This window comes from Streptomyces siamensis (assembly GCF_039543605.1).
Classification (GTDB): Bacteria; Actinomycetota; Actinomycetes; order Streptomycetales; family Streptomycetaceae; genus Streptomyces; species Streptomyces siamensis.
Map to the genome: position 1 here is coordinate 750784 of NZ_BAABKB010000002.1, position 17321 is coordinate 768104.

The 17321-nt window shown below is 72.8% G+C and carries 14 protein-coding genes; 8 read left to right on the plus strand and 6 right to left on the minus strand.

Annotation, left to right across the window (positions count from 1 at the left end; translation table 11 throughout):
• Nucleotides 1–12 precede the first annotated feature (12 nt).
• From ABEB03_RS06005 to ABEB03_RS06015, 3 genes are all read right to left on the minus strand, one after another.
• Nucleotides 13–1047, minus strand: coding sequence for a S1C family serine protease (locus tag ABEB03_RS06005; RefSeq protein WP_345642286.1), 1035 nt, complete (start codon nt 1045–1047; stop codon nt 13–15).
• A gap of 168 nt (nt 1048–1215) precedes the next feature.
• A complete protein-coding gene (locus tag ABEB03_RS06010; RefSeq protein WP_345642289.1) occupies nt 1216–1845 on the minus strand; it encodes a class F sortase in 630 nt (209 codons plus the stop codon).
• Nucleotides 1846–2004: 159 nt separating this feature from the next.
• The gene (locus tag ABEB03_RS06015) at nt 2005–2523 is read right to left on the minus strand and encodes a hypothetical protein (RefSeq protein WP_345642292.1); all 519 of its coding nucleotides are present in this window, start codon (nt 2521–2523) and stop codon (nt 2005–2007) included.
• 366 nt (nt 2524–2889) lie between these two features.
• Between ABEB03_RS06015 and ABEB03_RS06020 the strand changes: the two genes are divergently transcribed.
• Nucleotides 2890–3648: an NADPH-dependent FMN reductase gene (locus ABEB03_RS06020; RefSeq protein WP_345642294.1), complete on the plus strand. Its 759-nt coding sequence runs from the start codon at nt 2890–2892 to the stop codon at nt 3646–3648.
• Between the two features lie 201 nt (nt 3649–3849).
• Here the strand turns inward: ABEB03_RS06020 and ABEB03_RS06025 are convergent, their stop codons facing one another.
• Complete coding sequence (locus ABEB03_RS06025; protein ID WP_345642297.1) at nt 3850–5493, minus strand: M4 family metallopeptidase; 1644 nt, start codon at nt 5491–5493, stop codon at nt 3850–3852.
• A gap of 210 nt (nt 5494–5703) precedes the next feature.
• On the opposite strand from ABEB03_RS06025, the gene cutA reads away from it, so the two are divergent.
• Both cutA and ABEB03_RS06035 read left to right on the plus strand, forming a co-directional pair.
• Nucleotides 5704–6030, plus strand: a complete 327-nt coding sequence (cutA, locus tag ABEB03_RS06030; protein ID WP_345642300.1) for a divalent-cation tolerance protein CutA — start codon at nt 5704–5706, stop codon at nt 6028–6030.
• Nucleotides 6027–6440 carry a gamma-glutamylcyclotransferase family protein gene (locus ABEB03_RS06035; RefSeq protein ID WP_345642303.1) on the plus strand — a complete coding sequence of 138 codons (414 nt, stop codon included), beginning with the start codon at nt 6027–6029 and terminating at the stop codon, nt 6438–6440. The genes cutA and ABEB03_RS06035 overlap by 4 nt, the downstream gene beginning before the upstream one ends.
• A gap of 54 nt (nt 6441–6494) precedes the next feature.
• On the opposite strand, the gene ABEB03_RS06040 is transcribed toward ABEB03_RS06035, so the two are convergent.
• Together ABEB03_RS06040 and ABEB03_RS06045 are read right to left on the minus strand one after the other, a co-directional pair.
• Nucleotides 6495–8897, minus strand: a complete 2403-nt coding sequence (locus ABEB03_RS06040) for a molybdopterin oxidoreductase family protein (protein WP_345642308.1) — start codon at nt 8895–8897, stop codon at nt 6495–6497.
• A gap of 107 nt (nt 8898–9004) precedes the next feature.
• Complete coding sequence (locus ABEB03_RS06045) at nt 9005–9712, minus strand: SanA/YdcF family protein (RefSeq protein WP_345642313.1); 708 nt, start codon at nt 9710–9712, stop codon at nt 9005–9007.
• Between the two features lie 213 nt (nt 9713–9925).
• On the opposite strand from ABEB03_RS06045, the gene ABEB03_RS06050 reads away from it, so the two are divergent.
• From ABEB03_RS06050 to ABEB03_RS06070, 5 genes are all read left to right on the plus strand, one after another.
• Entirely contained in the window at nt 9926–10855 is a 930-nt protein-coding gene (locus ABEB03_RS06050) for a sirohydrochlorin chelatase (protein ID WP_425589189.1), read from the plus strand.
• A gap of 74 nt (nt 10856–10929) precedes the next feature.
• Nucleotides 10930–12351, plus strand: coding sequence for a deoxyguanosinetriphosphate triphosphohydrolase (locus ABEB03_RS06055; protein WP_345642316.1), 1422 nt, complete (start codon nt 10930–10932; stop codon nt 12349–12351).
• 93 nt (nt 12352–12444) lie between these two features.
• The gene (locus ABEB03_RS06060) at nt 12445–13710 is read left to right on the plus strand and encodes an NAD(P)/FAD-dependent oxidoreductase (RefSeq protein ID WP_345642319.1); all 1266 of its coding nucleotides are present in this window, start codon (nt 12445–12447) and stop codon (nt 13708–13710) included.
• Between the two features lie 197 nt (nt 13711–13907).
• Entirely contained in the window at nt 13908–15809 is a 1902-nt protein-coding gene (gene dnaG / locus ABEB03_RS06065; protein WP_345642322.1) for a DNA primase, read from the plus strand.
• A 200-nt stretch (nt 15810–16009) separates the two neighbouring features.
• The gene (locus tag ABEB03_RS06070; protein ID WP_345642325.1) at nt 16010–17317 is read left to right on the plus strand and encodes an RNA polymerase sigma factor; all 1308 of its coding nucleotides are present in this window, start codon (nt 16010–16012) and stop codon (nt 17315–17317) included.
• Nucleotides 17318–17321: the final 4 nt, after the last annotated feature.

Below are 17321 nucleotides of genomic sequence, written 5' to 3' on the forward strand. Positions count from 1 at the left end.
TCCGGACGGGGTTCACCGGCCGAGCGTGACGGTGGCGCTCCAGGTGTCCCCGGCCTTGGCGGACGTCCCGTCCTGGAACTCCGTGTCGCTCGTGTACGCCCCGAGCACGTCGATCTTCTCGCCCGGTGCGGACGACTGAAGGATGTCGCACACCTGCGGGAGCGTCGTGACCTTCGTGTCCTTGATGTCGGTGATCACGTCACCGGCCGCCATGTTCGCCTTGGCGGCCACGGAGTGGCCGTCCACGCTCGTCACATAGACGCCGTCGATCCCCTTGGCGGCGACGGCCTTCTGAAGCTTCGTCGCCTCGGTCTCCTGTCCGGGGAAGTAGGACGCGAAGTTGGGGTCGCTCAGCGCGACCAGCCCCTGCCACCCGGGATTGTTCTTGCTCTTCCCTTCGGCGAGCCCCTCCAGGAGGGGCTTGGCGTGGTCGCCCGCGATGGAGTAGTACTGCCCCTGGGTGCCTTCGATGCTGAAGGTGTTGATGCCCACGAGCTTCGCGTCGCTGTTCAGCAGCGGGCCGCCGGAGTTGCCCGGGTTGAGGGTCGCGGAATGCTGCACGGTGGACGACAGGTTGGGCGAGCTGACCTGCCCCGTCTGCGAGACCTCGGGGGACTGCACCACGCCGGTGGTGAGCACCGCCTTCTCGTGACTGGTGTCGCCCGCGCCGACCGGATAGCCGATCGCGGTCACCTGGTCGCCCTGTTTGAGGTCGCCGCTGTCGCCGAACTCGACTTCCTTGAGGTCGTCCTGAGGGGTGGCGAGCTTCACGATCGCCAGGTCCTCGCAGGGATCCGCCGCCACGACCCGCACGGGCACGGGCCCGCCGTCCTCGATCCGGACCTGGAGCGAGGTCTGACCGGCGACCACATGGTCGTTGGTGAGAATGAGCCCCTTCTCGGCGTCGTAGACGACGCCGGTGCCGTCGGCCTCGCCGCCGGCCAGCACCTGCACGGTCGCGGGTGCCACCTTCTCGAAGATCTCGTCCGGATCGTCCGCCCGCGCCTGCGTGCTGGTGAATCCGCCGCTCAGGGCGATGGCTGACACGGCGGTGACGCAGACTCTCGCTATCGGCCTCATCAGGGCCCTCCCAGCTCCCGGCCGAGGCCCCAACACTCAGGCCGGGGAGAAGAACTGCCCCTTCCAGGCTAGTCCTCCGGCGCACCTCTGTCGCGGCGGGGAACGGCCGCCGCAGGACCACGCGGGCGCCGTCGGTCAGGCCGCGCGGTTCCCCGTCAGATGGGCGAAGACGACGACGTTGCCCTTATACCCGGTCGTCTTCGAATAGCCGCCGCCGCAGGTGATGACGCGCAGTTCGGGGCGCTTCGCGGCGCCGTACACCTTGTCGTCGGGGAAGTCGCGGGCGTCGTACACCTCGACGGAGTCGACGGTGAAGACGGCCGTGCCACCGTCGCGTCGCGCCACCTCGATGACGCTGCCCTTCTTCAGGGAGCCGAGGTCGTAGAAGACGGCGGGGCCCTCGGAGTTGTCGACGTGTCCCGCGACGATCGCGGTGCCCCGCTCGCCCGGTGTGGTGCCGGCCTCGTACCAGCCGGCGAGGTTCTTCTGCTCCGCGGGCGGGACGTCCAGGCTGCCCTGCGGGGTGAGGGAGAGACCCATCAGTGGGGCGTCCACGCGGATGGAGGGTATGCGGATGCGCTCCGGCGGGGAGTGCGGCAGCGCGGGCGCGGCGGGCCGCCGGTCACCGGCGCCGGGTGCCGCCGCCTGGGCGGCGGACGGCTGGGGCGGCGCGTTCGTCTCGGCGCCGCTGTGCAGCAGAAAGGCGCCGGAACAGAGGGCGACCACGGTGACGGACGCTATCGCTGTGTTGCTGACCGGGCGCACGTGAGCCTCCTGGCGGGATATGTCCAAGACCGCGCTCTCTCCTGGATCCTTGTGGGTCGGTCGGGTCGGGTCCCGTTCCCCCTCCGGGCCGCGAGGGGCGTCGGGCCACGGAGGGGGAGGGGACGGCGGTACCGGCGGACGGACAGCGGAGGGTGTCCGTCAGATCCCGTCGCCTCTCGCCCGGCGATGCAGGAGCCAGGTACCGCCCGCGGCGGCGACGGCCAGGGCCGCCACTCCTGCCGCGGTCTGCACGGGATCGGTGCCCAGAGCGCCACCGACCCCCGTCTTCACCAGTCCGCGCGGCTGGACCTGCTCGCGCGCGGACGTCAGGGTCACCATCAGGTCACCCGTGACCTGCTTGCCGCCCGCGCACTGCGCGACGATCTCGTACGTCCCCGGCTGAGCGCTGGGCGGCACCCGGAACTGTCCGATCGCGTCGTTCTCGTGAGCGCTCGGGGCCAGCGGGAACGTGCCGGCGCCGACCGCGCTGGCATCGCCCGCCGCCGCGGCGGCCGCGCCGCACGCCGCCGTGTTGACCGTGACGCCCGCGCCCGGGACGACGGTCGAGGGGAACACCTCCAGCCTTCCGGTCTCACCGCCGTACGCGGGCGCCGTGGCGAGACCCGCGGCGGCGACGGCGAGCGCGGTACCGGTCAGCATCCGGGCGGTACGTCGCATCGTGCTTGCTCCTCCGAGGGGGCGCGGCCCGCGACACCCCCAAGTGCCGCTGCGTCGGTCACGCCCCTGCCTTACCGAGGTAAGTGGCACACGACCGAACCCGCTTCCTGATGGACCGTCAAAAATGAGGTGAACGGGTGTCAGGGCGGAGCGCCACACGGGTTGGTTCCACGGCGTTCCAGCAGGTCACCGGTCTGCGACCGGCGCGTCGCGGAAAAGAGCCCGAAGGGGGCTGGCGAAGGTGTGAACGGGTGACCGGGCGCCGCTTCGGCGGGGAGACGGGGAGGCGGGGATGCGGGGCCCGGCGCGGGGTGGCGGCTTCGTCGGCTTGACCTCAACAAAGCTTGAGGTATGAGGGTGTGCGTCATGAACACAGCCACAGCCGAAACCACGGCTCCCGTCTCCCCGCCGGCCGCCGGCTCCGAGGCCGCACCCGACTCCGCGTCCGCGTCCGACCCCGTGCTCCCGGCCTCCGCGTCGGTCTCGGGTTCCGTGCCGGTCCCGGCCCCCGGGCCGCTCGCCGCCCCGGCCGCGTCCGCCGTACCCGAGGCCCCGGTGCGGGTCACGGTGGTCGTCGGCAGTGACCGGGAGGGCCGCTTCGGCCCCGTCGTCGCCGACTGGCTGCTGGAGCGCATCGCGGAACGCGACGACTTCGCCGTCGAGGTCGTCGACGTCGCAGCCGCCTCGCTTCCCACGGCGCTCTCGCACGACCCGTCGCCGTCGGTGGCGGCCGCGCTCGCGAAGGTGTCACCGGCCCTGGACGCCGCGGACGCCTTCGTGGTCCTCACCCCCGAGTACAACCACTCCTTCCCCGCGGGTCTGAAGAACCTGATCGACCGGCACTTCACCGAGTGGCGTGCCAAGCCGGTCGCCCTCGTCTCCTACGGCGGCATCTCCGGAGGTCTCCGCGCCGCCGAACACCTCCGGCAGGTCTTCGCCGAACTGCACGCCGTGACCGTGCGCGACACGGTGTCCTTCCACGGCGCGGCAGGCGCCTTCGACCCCGGTGGCCGGCCGCGCGACCCGGCCGGCCCGTCCGCCGCTGCCACGGCGATGCTGGACCAACTGGCCTGGTGGGCACGGGCTCTGCGGGAGGCCAAGGAGAGGCGGCCGTACGCGGGATAGCGGGCCGGAGCGTGGCCCCGGCGGAGCCCGGAGGACAAGGGCGGCCGGTTCGCGGGGGTGACGAGGGACTGCCGCTCGCTTCCGCCGGTCCGTGGGGGCGGCCCGCCCCGCCCGGGTCGGCGACCGATCCGGGCCCGGTGCGCACGCATGGGCAGGCGTCCTGTCGACGCCTGCCCATGCACGGTCGAGGGTGTCGCGGGGTCAGGCCACGGACACCGCGGACCAGGCGGCCGCGACCGCGTTGTACTCGGCGCTGCCCGCGCCGTACAGGTCCTTCGCAGCGTTCAGCGTGGCCGTACGGGCGCCCGCGTAGTTGGTCGAGGACGTCATGTAGACCGTCAGCGCGCGGTACCAGATCTTTCCGACCTTGTCGTGACCGATGCCGGTGACCGTCGACCCGTTGCAGGTCGGGGAGTTGTAGCTGACGCCGTTGACCGTCTTGGCGCCGCTGCCCTCCGCCAGCAGGTACGCGAAGTGGTTCGCGACGCCCGACGAGTAGTGGACGTCGAGGTTGCCCACCGAACTGCTCCAGCAGTCGGCCGAGTTGCCGTCCTTGGAGGGCTTGTCCATGAAGCGCAGGGCGGGCTTGCCGAAGCCGGAACGGACGATCTTCTCGCCGATCAGGTAGTCACCGGCGTCGGAGGAGTTGTTCGCGTACCACTCCACCATCGTGCCGAAGATGTCCGACGTCGCCTCGTTGAGGCCGCCGGACTCGCCCGAGTACGTGAGGGCGGCCGTCTTCGAGGTGACGCCGTGCGACATCTCGTGACCGGCCACGTCCAGCGCCACCAGCGGGCCGAACGTCGTCCCGTCGCCGTCGCCGTACGTCATGCAGAAGCAACTGTCGTCCCAGAACGCGTTGTTGTAGTTGTTGCCGTAGTGCACGCGGTTGTACGAGCCCTTGCCGTCGCCGGCGATGCCGTTGCGGCCGTGGACGTTCTTGTAGTAGTCCCAGGTCTCGTTCGTGCCGTACTGGGCGTCGACGGCGGCCGAGGAGCGGTCCGACGTGGTGCCCGAGCCCCAGTGGTTGTCGGCGTCCGTGAACAGCGTCGCGGGGGCGCGGCTGAAGCAGATCCCGAAGATGCACAGGTCCGTCTTGTTCGCCGCGTCGCCCGTGTAGGTGTTCCCGCGCGTGGGGTCCTTGAGCTGGTACGTCGATCCGGACAGCGTGGTCTCCAGCGGAACCGTGCCGCTGTAGAGCGACTGGCCGTCGCCGGTCGCCGTCTCGATGGTGTCCCAGGCGTCGATCTGCGCGCCGGTACGGGCGTCGGTGAGGACGCTGCGGGCGACCGGGTTGCCGAGCGAGTCCTGCGCCACCACGTTGGTCTGCCAGGCGAGTTTCGGTGCCCCGTGCAGAGCGTCGACGACCAGCCGGGGCTTGGCCGTGATCTTCTTCAGGGTCTCGCCCAGGTTCGCGGCGCGCAGCGCGTTCACCGCCAGGTCGGCGGCCTTGGGCGCGGCCAGGCCGGGGGTCACGCTCGGCAGCGACAGCGGGCTGCGGGTGGCGCGGTCGGCGCTCCGGTACGCACCGCCCGGAGCCAGGTGGACCACGAAGTCGCCGCCCAGCACGGGCAGCTGACGGTAGGTCCGGTCGTACCGGACGTGCTGGGTGCCGTCCTTGTCGACGACGACGTCCCGTACGGAGGTGTCCTGTGCGGAGGTGAGGCCCAGGCTCGTGGCGTGCTCCACGAGCGCCGACGCCGCGTTCGCGAGGGCGGTGGCCCTGCTCGGTCTGCCGTCCGCGCTCGCGGCCGGGGCCAGTGCCGCGGCCAGCAGTGTGGCCGTGGTCGCGGCTATGCCCGCGGTGGCGAGACGGGAACCTCGGATGTGCCGTGTCCGACTCATCGGTCTCCTTGGGAAGGCGCCTTGGGCGCGTGGGGGGAGGCGCTGATGTCGTCACAGATTTAAAGGTCCATGACATGTCATGTCCATAGCGCGCACTGATGGATGTGTGTGGGTGTGTGAGGGGTGAGAATCGTTTCTGCAAAGGCCTCGGAGACAGCCGCCGACGAGGCCGTGCGGGAACCGCCGCGACGAACCCCGAGGGAGCCGATCATGGCCACGGCCGCCTGGCTGACCGTCCTGACCACGACCGACGCCGCCGACAAGGCCGAGGCGCTCGCCCGCGGCGCGGTCGAGGCGCGGGCCGCGGCCTGTGCGCAGATCTCCGGACCGGTCACGTCCGTCTACCGATGGCGGGGCGACATCGAGACCGCCGCCGAGTGGCAGGTGCTCTTCAAGACGACGGGCGCCCGCTACGACGAACTGGAGGCGTATCTGCGGCGGGCGCACGACTACGACACCCCCGAGATCATCGCGACGGAGATCGTCCGGGGCGGCGCGGACTACCTGCGATGGCTGGAGGAGGAGACCGCCGGGTGAGACTCCCCTTCTTCGTCTACGGCACCCTGCGCCCCGGCGAGCACAACCACGACCTGTTCCTGCGGGGCCGCACGCAGTCCGAGGAACCGGTCCGGATGCGGGACGTCGTGCTCTACGACGGGCCCGGATACCCGTACGCCGTCGAGGAGTCCGGCGGAGTGGTGAGCGGCGAACTCGTGACCGCGCTGCCCCAGGAGTACGAGGAACTGCTCGCCGCCCTCGACCGGTTGGAGGAGTACGCGCCCGGCGATCCGCGCAACCTCTACGAGCGGGTGGCGCGCGACGTCGTGCGCGCGGACGGGGCCGCGTGCGTCCGCGCCTGGGTGTACGTGGCCGCTCCCGCCGTCGCGGCCCGCCTCCGCGCCCGGGGCACGCGGATCACGGGCGGGGACTGGCGCTCGCGGTGCTGAGCGGACGGGCGGCGCACCGGCCCACGGCTCCTCCGCGGGGCGCGCTCCGGACGGTCACCGCTCGACGGCCTCCAGACGCACCGCGCACGCCTTGAACTCCGGCATGCGCGACGTCGGGTCGAGGGCCGGGTTGGTCAGGGTGTTGGCGCGGCCCTCGCCCGGCCAGTGGAAGGGCATGAACACGGTGTCGGGTCGGATGGTGCTCGTGATCCGGGCCGGTGCCACGGCACGGCCCCGCCGCGACACGACGGCCACCGCGTCCCCGTCCCGCGCCCCGAGCCGTTCGGCCAGCCGCGGGTGCATCTCCACGAACGGGCCGGGGGCGGCGGCGTTGAGCTCGTCGACACGCCGGGTCTGCGCGCCCGACTGGTACTGCGCCACGACCCGGCCGGTGGTCAGCAGCACCGGGTACTCGTCGTCCGGTTCCTCGGCGACCGGCCGGTGCGACACGGACACGAACCGCGCCCGCCCGTCCTCGGTGGCGAAGCGGTCGAGGAAGAGGCGCGGCGTCCCGGGGTGCACGCCCGCGCCGTCGCCCGCCCGTGCGGGGCCGTCGGCGGCCGGTGCCGCGCCGCCTCCCGCCCACGCCGGGCCGGCGCCCGTCCCCGCCGCGTCGTCCCCGTCCGCCGCAGCGGGGCCGCTGCCGCCGCCCGGCACCGCGCCGACGTCCCCCGCGGGGTCGTCCTCGAACACGTCGAGCGAGGCGTCCTCGCAGTCGTCGCACTCACCGGCGGCCCCGGGCCCGGCGCCGGTCGTGCGGGTCGTCCCGTCGGTCCCGCAGGCTCCGGTCGTGCGGCCGGTTCCGTCGGTCCCGGCACCGTCCGTGCGGGCCGGCGCGACGGCCCCGGCGGGCTCCGGCGCCGGGCACGGCCAGAACACGCCGTTCTCCTCCGCCAGCCGCCGGTAGGTGATCCCCGAGTAGTCCGCCGTCCCGCCCGCGCTCGCCCTGCGCAGTTCGTCGAAGACCTCCTCCGGGTCCGCCGGGAAGCCCTTCTCCACGCCCAGGCGGGCGGCCAGTTCGCGCAGCACGTACAGATCGCTGTGCACACCCCGCGGCGGGGTGAGCGCCTGACGCCGCAGCAGCACGCGGCCCTCCAGGTTCGTGGTCGTGCCGGTCTCCTCGGCCCACTGGGTGACCGGCAGGACGACATCGGCGAGCGCGGCCGTCTCCGACAGGACGACGTCGGCGACCGCCAGGAAGTCGAGCGAGGCGAGGCGTTCCTCGATGTGTGCGGCGCGCGGCGCGGAGACCACCGGGTTCGACCCCATCAGCAGCAGCGAACGGATGTCCGTGCCCATCGCGTCGAGGAGTTCGTACGCGCTGCGTCCGGGGCCGGGCAGGGTGTCCGGGTCCACGCCCCACACCTCGGCCACGTGCCGGCGCGCCTCCGGGTCGGTCAGCTTGCGGTAGCCGGGCAACTGGTCGGCCTTCTGGCCGTGTTCGCGCCCGCCCTGCCCGTTGCCCTGCCCGGTGAGACAGCCGTACCCGGACAACGGCCGCCCCGCCCGCCCGGTGACCAGGCACAGGTTGATCCACGCGCCGACCGTGTCCGTGCCCTTGGACTGCTGCTCGGGCCCGCGCGCGGTGAGCACCATCGCGGCCTCCGGCTCGCAGAACAGCCGCACGGCCTCCCGCAGCCGTGGAACGGACACCCCCGTGATCCGTTCCACGTACTCCGGCCAGTGGGCCATGGCCGCCGCCCGCGCGTCCTCCCAGCCGCTCGTCCGGTCCCGGATGTACTCCTCGTCGGCGCGCCCCTCGGCGACGACCAGGTGCAGCATCCCGAGCGCCAGCGCCAGATCCGTACCCGGGCGCGGCGCGAGGTGCAGATCGGCCTGCTCGGCCGTACGCGTCCGGCGCGGGTCGACGACGATCAGCGTGCCGCCGTTCTCCTTCAGCTCGGTGAGGTGGCGCAGCGCCGGCGGCATCGTCTCGGCGAGATTGGAGCCGACGAGGATCACACAGCCGGTCCGCGGCACGTCCTCCAGCGGGAAGGGCAGCCCCCGGTCGAGACCGAAGGCCTTGATCCCGGCCGCCGCCGCGGACGACATGCAGAACCTGCCGTTGTAGTCGATCTGCGAGGTGCCGAGGACGACGCGGGCGAACTTTCCGAGGGCGTACGCCTTCTCGTTCGTCAGTCCGCCCCCGCCGAACACGCCGCACGCGTCCGGGCCGTGCTCCGCGCGCGTGCGCGACAGACCCGCGGCGATCCGGTCGAGCGCCTCGTCCCAGCCGGCCGGCTCCAGCACACCCGCCCTGCGCACCAGCGGCGACGTCAGCCGCACCCGGGACGACAGCAGCTCGGGCGCGGTACGGCCCTTGCCGCACAGCGCCCCCCGGTTCACCGGGAAGTCCGCGCGCTCCGTCACCTCGACCCCGCCGGAGACGGGCGTCAGGTTCATCCCGCACTGCAGGGCGCAGTACGGGCAGTGGGTGGGCGTCGCGGAGGTGTTCATACCGCTCAGCGTGGGTCGGGCGTGTTACGCGCCGGGTCGGGCCGCGTTACGCCATCGGCACGGGGACCTCCCGGCCGGGTCCGGCCCGCCGTGAGGCACGCCCTCCGTCACTCGCCGGCGGCGGCCAGCGCGCGGGGGATCCCCGGCTCCTTCGGCCCGAGGAACCGCGGATCGGGCTTGAACACCGCGTCCAGGGCGGCCTTCCCCGCGGCGAAGATCTCCCGCGTGCCCCCGTAGTACCAGGTGACGTCGTGCTTGGCGTCCACGCCGATGCCGTACGACCGCACCCCGGCCGCCTGACACAGCGCGACCGCCCGCCGGATGTGGAAGCCCTGGCTGATCAGCACCGCCTCGTGGACCCCGAAGATCTTCCGGGCCCGAACACAGGAGTCCCAGGTGTCGAAGCCCGCGTAGTCGCTGACGATGCGGCCGTCGGGCACACCCCGCGCGGTCAGATACGTCCGCATGGCGTCCGGCTCGTCGTAGTCCTCGCGGCTGTTGTCGCCGGTGACGAGGACGACCTTGATCCGACCGTCGCGGTACAGCCGGGCCGCCGCGTCGAGGCGGTGGGCGAGGTACGGGGACGGCTCGCCGTCCCACAGGCCCGCGCCGAAGACCACCGCGACGTCCGTGCGCGGGGCGTCCGCCGTCGTGCGCAGCCGGTCGCCCGTCACCACGTACATCCAGGTCGCGGGCAGCAGCGCGAGGACGCACAGCAGCATCACCGCCTGCACGGCCCGCCGCTGTCCGGCCCGCGTGCGCGGCAGTCTCGGCCGGCGCAGCCGCCGCACCGCACGCGGCATCACGAAGCGCATCTCCGCAGTCCCCTCCCCAGGTGGCCCCGCCCCTTCAGGACGCGGCGGGACGCCGTCCGGTTCACGGCGCAAGACGTGACCCGGTTCACTCGCGGCGCCGTCCCCGCAGGTCGCGCACGCTCACACCGCCCGTCCGTCCCGGCGTGAACCCCTGGAAAACACCCGTCATGCCCGCGCAACGGCCCGGCAACCTGGTACCGGCAGGATCGCTCCATGACGGCGTCGAACACTCCTCGCGACGAGTTCACGTACCGCCCGGGCGGCCCGCCGCCGCGCGGTGCCCACCCGGAAAGCCTCCTCGACGGCCACCTCGACAGTACGGCGCAACTCATGAACCGGATCACCAGCCAGCTCGGCAGCCAGCTCAGCCTCGTCTCGCTCAACGGCACGCGCCGTCCGGCACCCCCCGCGCTCGTCCTCGTGGCGCACGGCAGCCGCGACCCGCGCACCCTCGCCACCGTGCGCACCCTGGTCGAGCGGGTCCGCGAGCTGCGCCCCCAGTTGCCCGTGCGCCTGGGGCACATCGAACTGAACGAGCCCCTGCTGCCCGACACCCTCGCCGCCCTGCCCGCCGGCGACGCCGTCCTCGTCCCCCTGCTGCTCGGCCGCGGCTACCACGTCAAGCAGGACATCCCCGAGGCCGTGGCCGCCGCGCCGCACCTGCGGGCCCGCGTCGCCGCCCCGCTCGGCCCGCACCCGCTGCTCGTGGAGACGCTGTACGCACGGCTCGTCGAGGCGGGCTGGCGGACCAGGACCAGCGAGGCGGCCCGCCGCGCGAGCGGTGTGGTGCTCGCCGCCGCCGGCTCCCGCGACCCCGACTCGGCCGTCGACACCCGCCGTACCGCCCACCTGCTCGCCGAGCGCCTCGGCGTCCCCGTCGTCCCCGCGTACGCGTCGGCCGCCTCGCCCACCGTCCAGGCGGCCGTGCGCGCCCTCACCGCCCGAGGCCGGCACCGGATCGCCGTCGCCTCGTACTTCACCGCCCCCGGCCGCTTCGCCACCCAGTGCGCCGAGGCCGCTCCCTGGATCGCGGCCGCACCGCTCGGCGACCATCCCGCGATGGCCCGCCTCGTCCTGCACCGCTACGACCAGGCCGTCGCGGCCTCCGGGACCGTCACCGAACGCGCTCTCACCCCGGCCTGAACCCGACGGCTCCGCCCCGCCGGTAGCCGACGCCCACGCCCCGGATGTCGGTGCCTGCGTCTACTGTCGGTGGCATGGAAGGCACCGCACCGCAGGCGCACGAGACCCCGGAAAGCCCCCACCGCCCCGAGAGCCCCGTACGGCCCGCGCAGTCCGGGACCGGCCACGGACCCCACGCCCCGCACGGCGGGTACGACGACTCCGCCGTGGAGCGCTGGGCCCTGGAGCCCGACAAACGCCCGGGGCGCACCGCCTTCCAGCGCGACCGCGCCCGCGTGCTGCACTCCGCCGCCCTGCGCCGCCTCGCGGGCAAGACCCAGGTCGTCACCCCCGGCACCCGGAGCCAGGCCTGGGACGCCAGCCCCCGCACCCGTCTGACGCACTCCCTGGAGTGCGCCCAGGTCGGCCGTGAGCTGGGCGCCGCGCTCGGCTGCGACCCCGACCTGGTCGAGGCGGCCTGCCTCTCGCACGACCTCGGCCACCCGCCCTTCGGGCACAACGGCGAACAGGCGCTGAACGAATTCGCCGAGGACTGCGGCGGCTTCGAGGGCAACGCCCAGTCCCTGCGGCTGCTCACCCGGATCGAACCCAAGAGGTTCGTGCGCAGCGACGTCGTGGCACCGGCCGCCGGCGGGGGAGGCGACCTCGTCAGCGTCGGACTCAATCTCACCCGCGCCGTGCTCGACGCCGCCACCAAGTACCCCTGGCCGCGCGGCGCCCACCCCACCGACCCCACGTCCCCGAAGTTCGGCGTGTACGAGGACGACCGGCCGGTCTTCGACTGGATCCGCAAGGGCGCCCCCGGCAGCCGCACCTGCTTCGAGGCCCAGGTCATGGACTGGTCGGACGACGTGGCCTACTCGGTCCACGACGTCGAGGACGGTCTGCACGCCGGCCACATCGACCCCAACTGCCTGCACGCCGAACCGGAACGGCAGGAGATCTTCGCGGTCGCCATCGGCCGCTACGTCCCCGCGGACACCGACCCCGCCGAGCTGTCCGAGGCCCTGGACCGGCTCCTGGAGCAGGAGTGGTGGCCCCACGGGTACGACGGATCGGCCGTCGCGCAGGCCCGGTTGAAGGACGCGACCAGCCAGCTCATCGGCCGCTTCTGCCTGGCCGCGGAGGGCGCCACCCGCGCCACCTACGGCAGCGGCCGCCTCGGCAGGTACACGGCGGAACTGGTCGTGCCGCGCGCCGCCCGTCACGAGTGCGCCGTTCTCAAGGCCGTCGCGCACCGGTACGTGATGCAGCGCGCCGAGCAGGAGCGGCTCCGCGCAGATCAGCGCGTCGTGGTCGCCGAGCTGGCCGAGGCACTCACCGCACGCGCCCCCGACGGACTGGATCCGCAGTTCCGGGCGCTGTTCGACGACGCGACCGACGACCGCGCCCGCAAGCGCGTGATCGTCGACCAGATCGCATCCCTCACCGACGCCTCGGCGCGTTCCCTGCATCACAGGCTCACCACGCGTTCCCATGGGGCCGCAGGAGTGTGACCCTGCGTGGCCTGATCGGGCCACACCCTCTTCCCGCATCACGCTCCGTGCGGGACGCTCGCATGTGGCGACATCCTTACGAGGAGGCATCAAGTGGTCGACGCGGATCAGACATTCGTCATCGTCGGAGGAGGTCTCGCCGGCGCGAAGGCGGCCGAGACGCTCCGGGCTGAGGGCTTCACCGGGCGCGTGATACTGATCGGCGACGAACGCGACCACCCGTACGAACGGCCGCCGCTGTCCAAGGGCTACCTCCTCGGCAAGGAGGAGCGCGACAGCGTCTTCGTGCACGAACCCGCGTGGTACGCGCAGAACGACGTCGAGCTGCACCTCGGCCAGACCGTCGACGCCATCGACCGGACCGCCAAGACCGTCCGCTTCGGCGACGACGGCACCCTCGTCCACTACGACAAGCTGCTCCTCACCACCGGCGCCGAGCCCCGCCGCCTCGACATCCCGGGCACCGACCTGGCCGGCGTCCACCACCTGCGCCGCCTCGCCCACGCCGAGCGCCTCAAGGGCGTCCTCGCCGCCCTCGGCCGCGACAACGGCCACATCGTCATCGCCGGGGCCGGCTGGATCGGCCTGGAGGTGGCCGCCGCGGCCCGGGAGTACGGCGCCGAGGTCACCGTCGTCGAACCCGAGCCGACCCCGCTGCACGGGGTCCTCGGCCCGGAGCTCGGCCAGCTCTTCGCCGAGCTGCACCGCGAGCACGGCGTCCGCTTCCACTTCGGCGCGCGGCTCACCGAGATCATCGGCCAGGACGGCGTGGTCCTCGCGGCCCGTACCGACGACGGCGAGGAGCACCTCGCGCACGACGTGCTCGCCGCGATCGGCGCCGCCCCGCGGGTCGCCCTCGCCGAGGCGGCCGGCCTGGAGCTGGCCGACCGCGCGCACGGCGGCGGGATCGTGGTGGACGCCCACCTGCGCACCTCGGACCCGGACATCCACGCCGCCGGCGACGTGGCGTCCTTCCCGCTCGGCCTGTTCGACACCCGGGTGCGTGTCGAGCACTGGGCCAACGCGCTCAACGGGGGCCCGGCGGCCGCCCGCGCGATGCTGGGCCGCGACACGGTGTACGACCGCGTCCCCTACTTCTTCTCCGACCAGTACGACATGGGGATGGAGTACAGCGGCTGGGCGCCGCCCGGCTCGTACGACCAGGTGGTGATCCGCGGCGACGCCGGAAAGCGTGAGTTCATCGCGTTCTGGGTGAAGGACGCCCGGGTGCTGGCCGGGATGAACGTGAATGTGTGGGACGTCACAGAGCCGATCCAGCGGCTGGTGCGGTCCCGGGCCCAGGTGGACACCGAGGCGCTGGCCGACCCGCACACCCCTCTCGACGGTCTCGTCCCCTAGGGGGCTTCGTTCGGATCGGCTCGGGTCCGCGACGCCCGGCACCTCGCCGCGTCGTCGGACCACCCGAGTACGCCCGGTGCGCGGGTGATCCTCCGCCTTGCGATGCACCGCACCGGACGCCGCGGCCCGGTCCGAGCCGATCCGAACGAATCCCCCTGGGCGTCAGGACTGTCGGTGCGCCACCGTAGAATTCATGCGTGGCAGGACGGATCAACGACGAGGACGTGAAGGCGGTACGGGACGCGGTCCCGATCGACGCCGTGGTGTCCGAGTACCTCCAGCTGCGCAACGCGGGCGGCGGCAACCTGAAGGGGCTGTGCCCCTTCCACGACGAGAAGTCCCCGTCCTTCCAGGTCAGCCCGAGCAAGGGGCTCTTCCACTGCTTCGGCTGCCAGGAAGGCGGCGACACCATCACGTTCGTGATGAAGGTCGACCACCTCTCCTTCTCGGAGGCCGTCGAGCGGCTGGCCGGCCAGGCCGGCATCACCCTGCGGTACGAGGAGGGCGGGTACAACCCCTCCCACCAGCGCGGTGAGCGCATCCGCCTGGTGGAGGCGCACAAGGTGGCCGCCCAGTTCTACGTCGAGCAGCTCGGCACCAGCCCCGAGGCCGACACCGGTCGCACGTTCCTCGCCGAGCGCGGCTTCGACCAGGCCGCCGCGGCCCACTTCGGCGTCGGATACAGCCCCCAGGGCTGGGACCACCTCACCCGCTATCTGCGCGGCAAGGGTTTCACCGACAAGGAACTGCTGCTGTCGGGCCTGTCCCAGGAGGGCCGCCGCGGCCCCATCGACCGCTTCCGCGGACGCCTGATGTGGCCGATCCGCGACATCGGCGGCGACGTCGTCGGCTTCGGCGCCCGCAAGCTCTACGAGTCGGACAACGGCCCCAAGTACCTGAACACGCCGGACACGGCGATCTACAGGAAGTCCCAGGTGCTGTACGGCATCGACCTCGCCAAGAAGGAGATCGCCAAGAGCAGCCGGGCGGTCGTCGTCGAGGGCTACACCGACGTCATGGCCTGCCACCTGGCCGGCGTCACCACCGCCATCGCCACCTGCGGCACGGCCTTCGGCGGCGACCACATCAAGATCCTCCGCCGCCTCCTGATGGACAACGGCTCGGCGCGGGTCATCTTCACCTTCGACGGCGACGCGGCCGGCCAGAAGGCGGCCCTGCGCGCCTTCGAGGACGACCAGAAGTTCGCCGCCGAGACGTACATCGCGATCGCCCCGGACGGCATGGATCCCTGCGAGCTGCGCCTCGCCAAGGGCGACGACGCCGTCGCGGACCTCGTCGAACCGCGTACGCCGCTCTTCGAGTTCGCCCTGCGCCAGATCGTCCTGCGCTACGACCTGGAGACCCCGGCGGGCCGCGCCGCCGCCCTCGACGAGGCGGCGCCCGTCGTCGCCCGCATCAAGAACAGCGGCGCGCAGCACGAGGTCGCCGTGCAACTCGCGGGCATGCTCGGCATCCTCGACACCCAGTTCGTGGTCAAGCGGGTGGCCCAGCTGGCCCGTTGGGCCCGCGACCGGGGCGGCAGGACCCCGGCGCCGTCCGGACCGCGGCCCCAGCAGGCGTACGCGGCCGTCCAGGCACCCGCGGGCGGTCCCGCCCTCACCCTGCGCAACCCCGTCTTCGCCACCGAACGCGAACTGCTGAAACTCGCCCTCCAGCGGCCCGAACTGGTCTCCCCGGCCTTCGACGCGTACGGCGTGGACGAGTTCACCGCCCCGCCGTACGCCGCCGTGCGCCAGGCGATCATGGAGGCGGGCGGCGCCGAGTACGGCGTGCAGGACTCCCAGGAGTACCTCGTCCGGGTCCGTGAGGCCGCGCCGGACGACATGGTCCGCGCCATGGTCACCGAACTCGCCGTCGAGGCGATCCTGCGCAAGACCGTCGACGAGGGGTACGCGGGCGACCAGCTCGTCATGGTCCGCCGCCGCGCCGTCGACCGTCGTGTCCGCGACGTGCAGAGTTCCCTCGCCCGGCTCAGCGCCCATGGCGACCCGGCCCAGCTGGCCGCCGTGCAGAACGAGTTGTGGGTCCTCCAGCAGTACGGGCAGGCGTTGCGGGAGCGGGGCGCGGAGGCGCTCTGAGCGCCCGGGGTCCGGGCACCGGTGCCCGGCCTTCCGCTTCCTGCCGCCCCACTGCCCCCTCACGTGCAGCTTTCAACCAGTTTGAGGTCCGGGAAAGCGCGCACCCGTCCCCACGGTAACCACGCGGTCACGGACCGGACGCAAAAAGTCACCGCACGCCCCTCGTGGCGGCGATGTGTCGTACTCCACACTGGGTTCCGGTGCCTGAGTCCTCGGAGCGCGGCCGGCCCGCACGCGACGGGTTCCCGATCCCCGCGGTTCCGCCACACGACTACGGGATGGACAGCGGCGAGGCCGTCGACCCCATCCCCGACGTACCGCTGCCGCACGCCTCAGCAGCGACATTCCTGGAGGTCGCCCCCGTGCAGACCCAGACCCTCACACAGACCGACACCACCACGGACGCGGACGCCGAGGCGGACGCCGTCACTGCGGTCCCCCCGCAGAGCCGTGGTGCGCACCACCCCGAGACCGGGCCGGACGGCCCGCCGGAACTCGACGGCCCGCCGCCCGGTGCCGTCGAGAGGGAGGCGGAGACCGAGGCCGAGGCCCCCGAGCCGGTCGAAGCGCCCCGCAGCCGCGCCACGGACACCGCCGGGCCCTCCTCCGACCTGTTCCGCCAGTATCTGCGCGAGATCGGGCGGATCCCCCTGCTCACCGCGGCCGAGGAGGTCGAACTCGCCCGCCGCGTGGAGGCAGGACTCTTCGCCGAGGAGAAGCTCCGCCTCACGCCCGACCTGGACAGCCAGCTCGCCCTCGACCTCGACCGGCTCGTCGTCATGGGCCGCATGGCCAAGCGCCGTCTGATCGAGGCGAACCTGCGGCTCGTCGTCTCCGTCGCCAAGCGGTACGTGGGGCGCGGCCTGACCATGCTCGACCTGGTCCAGGAGGGCAACCTCGGCCTCATCCGGGCCGTCGAGAAGTTCGACTACGCCCGCGGGTACAAGTTCTCCACCTACGCCACCTGGTGGATCCGGCAGGCCATGTCCCGCGCGCTCGCCGACCAGGCCCGCACCATCCGGGTGCCGGTCCACGTCGTCGAGCTGATCAACCGGGTCGTCCGGGTGCAGCGGCGCATGCTCCAGGAACGCGGCTACGAGCCGACGCCCGAAGAGGTCGCCGCGCACCTGGACCTGCCCAGCGAGCGGGTCAGCGAAGTGCTGCGGCTGGCGCAGGAGCCGGTGTCCCTGCACGCTCCGGTGGGCGAGGAGGACGACGTAGCGCTGGGCGACCTGATCGAGGACGGCGACGCCGCTTCCCCCGTGGAGTCCGCCGCGTTCCTGCTGCTCCGCGAGCACCTGGAGGCGGTGCTGTCCACGCTGGGCGAGCGTGAGCGCAAGGTGGTCCAGCTGCGGTACGGCCTCGCGGACGGACGGCCGCGCACGCTGGAGGAGATCGGGCGGATCTTCGGCGTCACACGGGAGCGGATCCGCCAGATCGAGTCGAAGACCCTCAACAAGCTGCGCGACCACGCCTTCGCGGACCAGCTGCGCGGCTACCTCGACTGACGCG

Coding starts and splice junctions, on each gene's coding strand:
- ABEB03_RS06015 (WP_345642292.1), bottom strand. CDS start 2,523: ATGCGACGTACCGCCCGGATGCTGACCGGTACCGCGCTCGCCGTCGCC.
- ABEB03_RS06020 (WP_345642294.1), top strand. CDS start 2,890: ATGAACACAGCCACAGCCGAAACCACGGCTCCCGTCTCCCCGCCGGCC.
- ABEB03_RS06025 (WP_345642297.1), bottom strand. CDS start 5,493: ATGAGTCGGACACGGCACATCCGAGGTTCCCGTCTCGCCACCGCGGGC.
- cutA (WP_345642300.1), top strand. CDS start 5,704: ATGGCCACGGCCGCCTGGCTGACCGTCCTGACCACGACCGACGCCGCC.
- ABEB03_RS06040 (WP_345642308.1), bottom strand. CDS start 8,897: ATGAACACCTCCGCGACGCCCACCCACTGCCCGTACTGCGCCCTGCAG.
- ABEB03_RS06045 (WP_345642313.1), bottom strand. CDS start 9,712: ATGCGCTTCGTGATGCCGCGTGCGGTGCGGCGGCTGCGCCGGCCGAGA.
- ABEB03_RS06050 (WP_425589189.1), top strand. CDS start 9,926: ATGACGGCGTCGAACACTCCTCGCGACGAGTTCACGTACCGCCCGGGC.
- ABEB03_RS06055 (WP_345642316.1), top strand. CDS start 10,930: ATGGAAGGCACCGCACCGCAGGCGCACGAGACCCCGGAAAGCCCCCAC.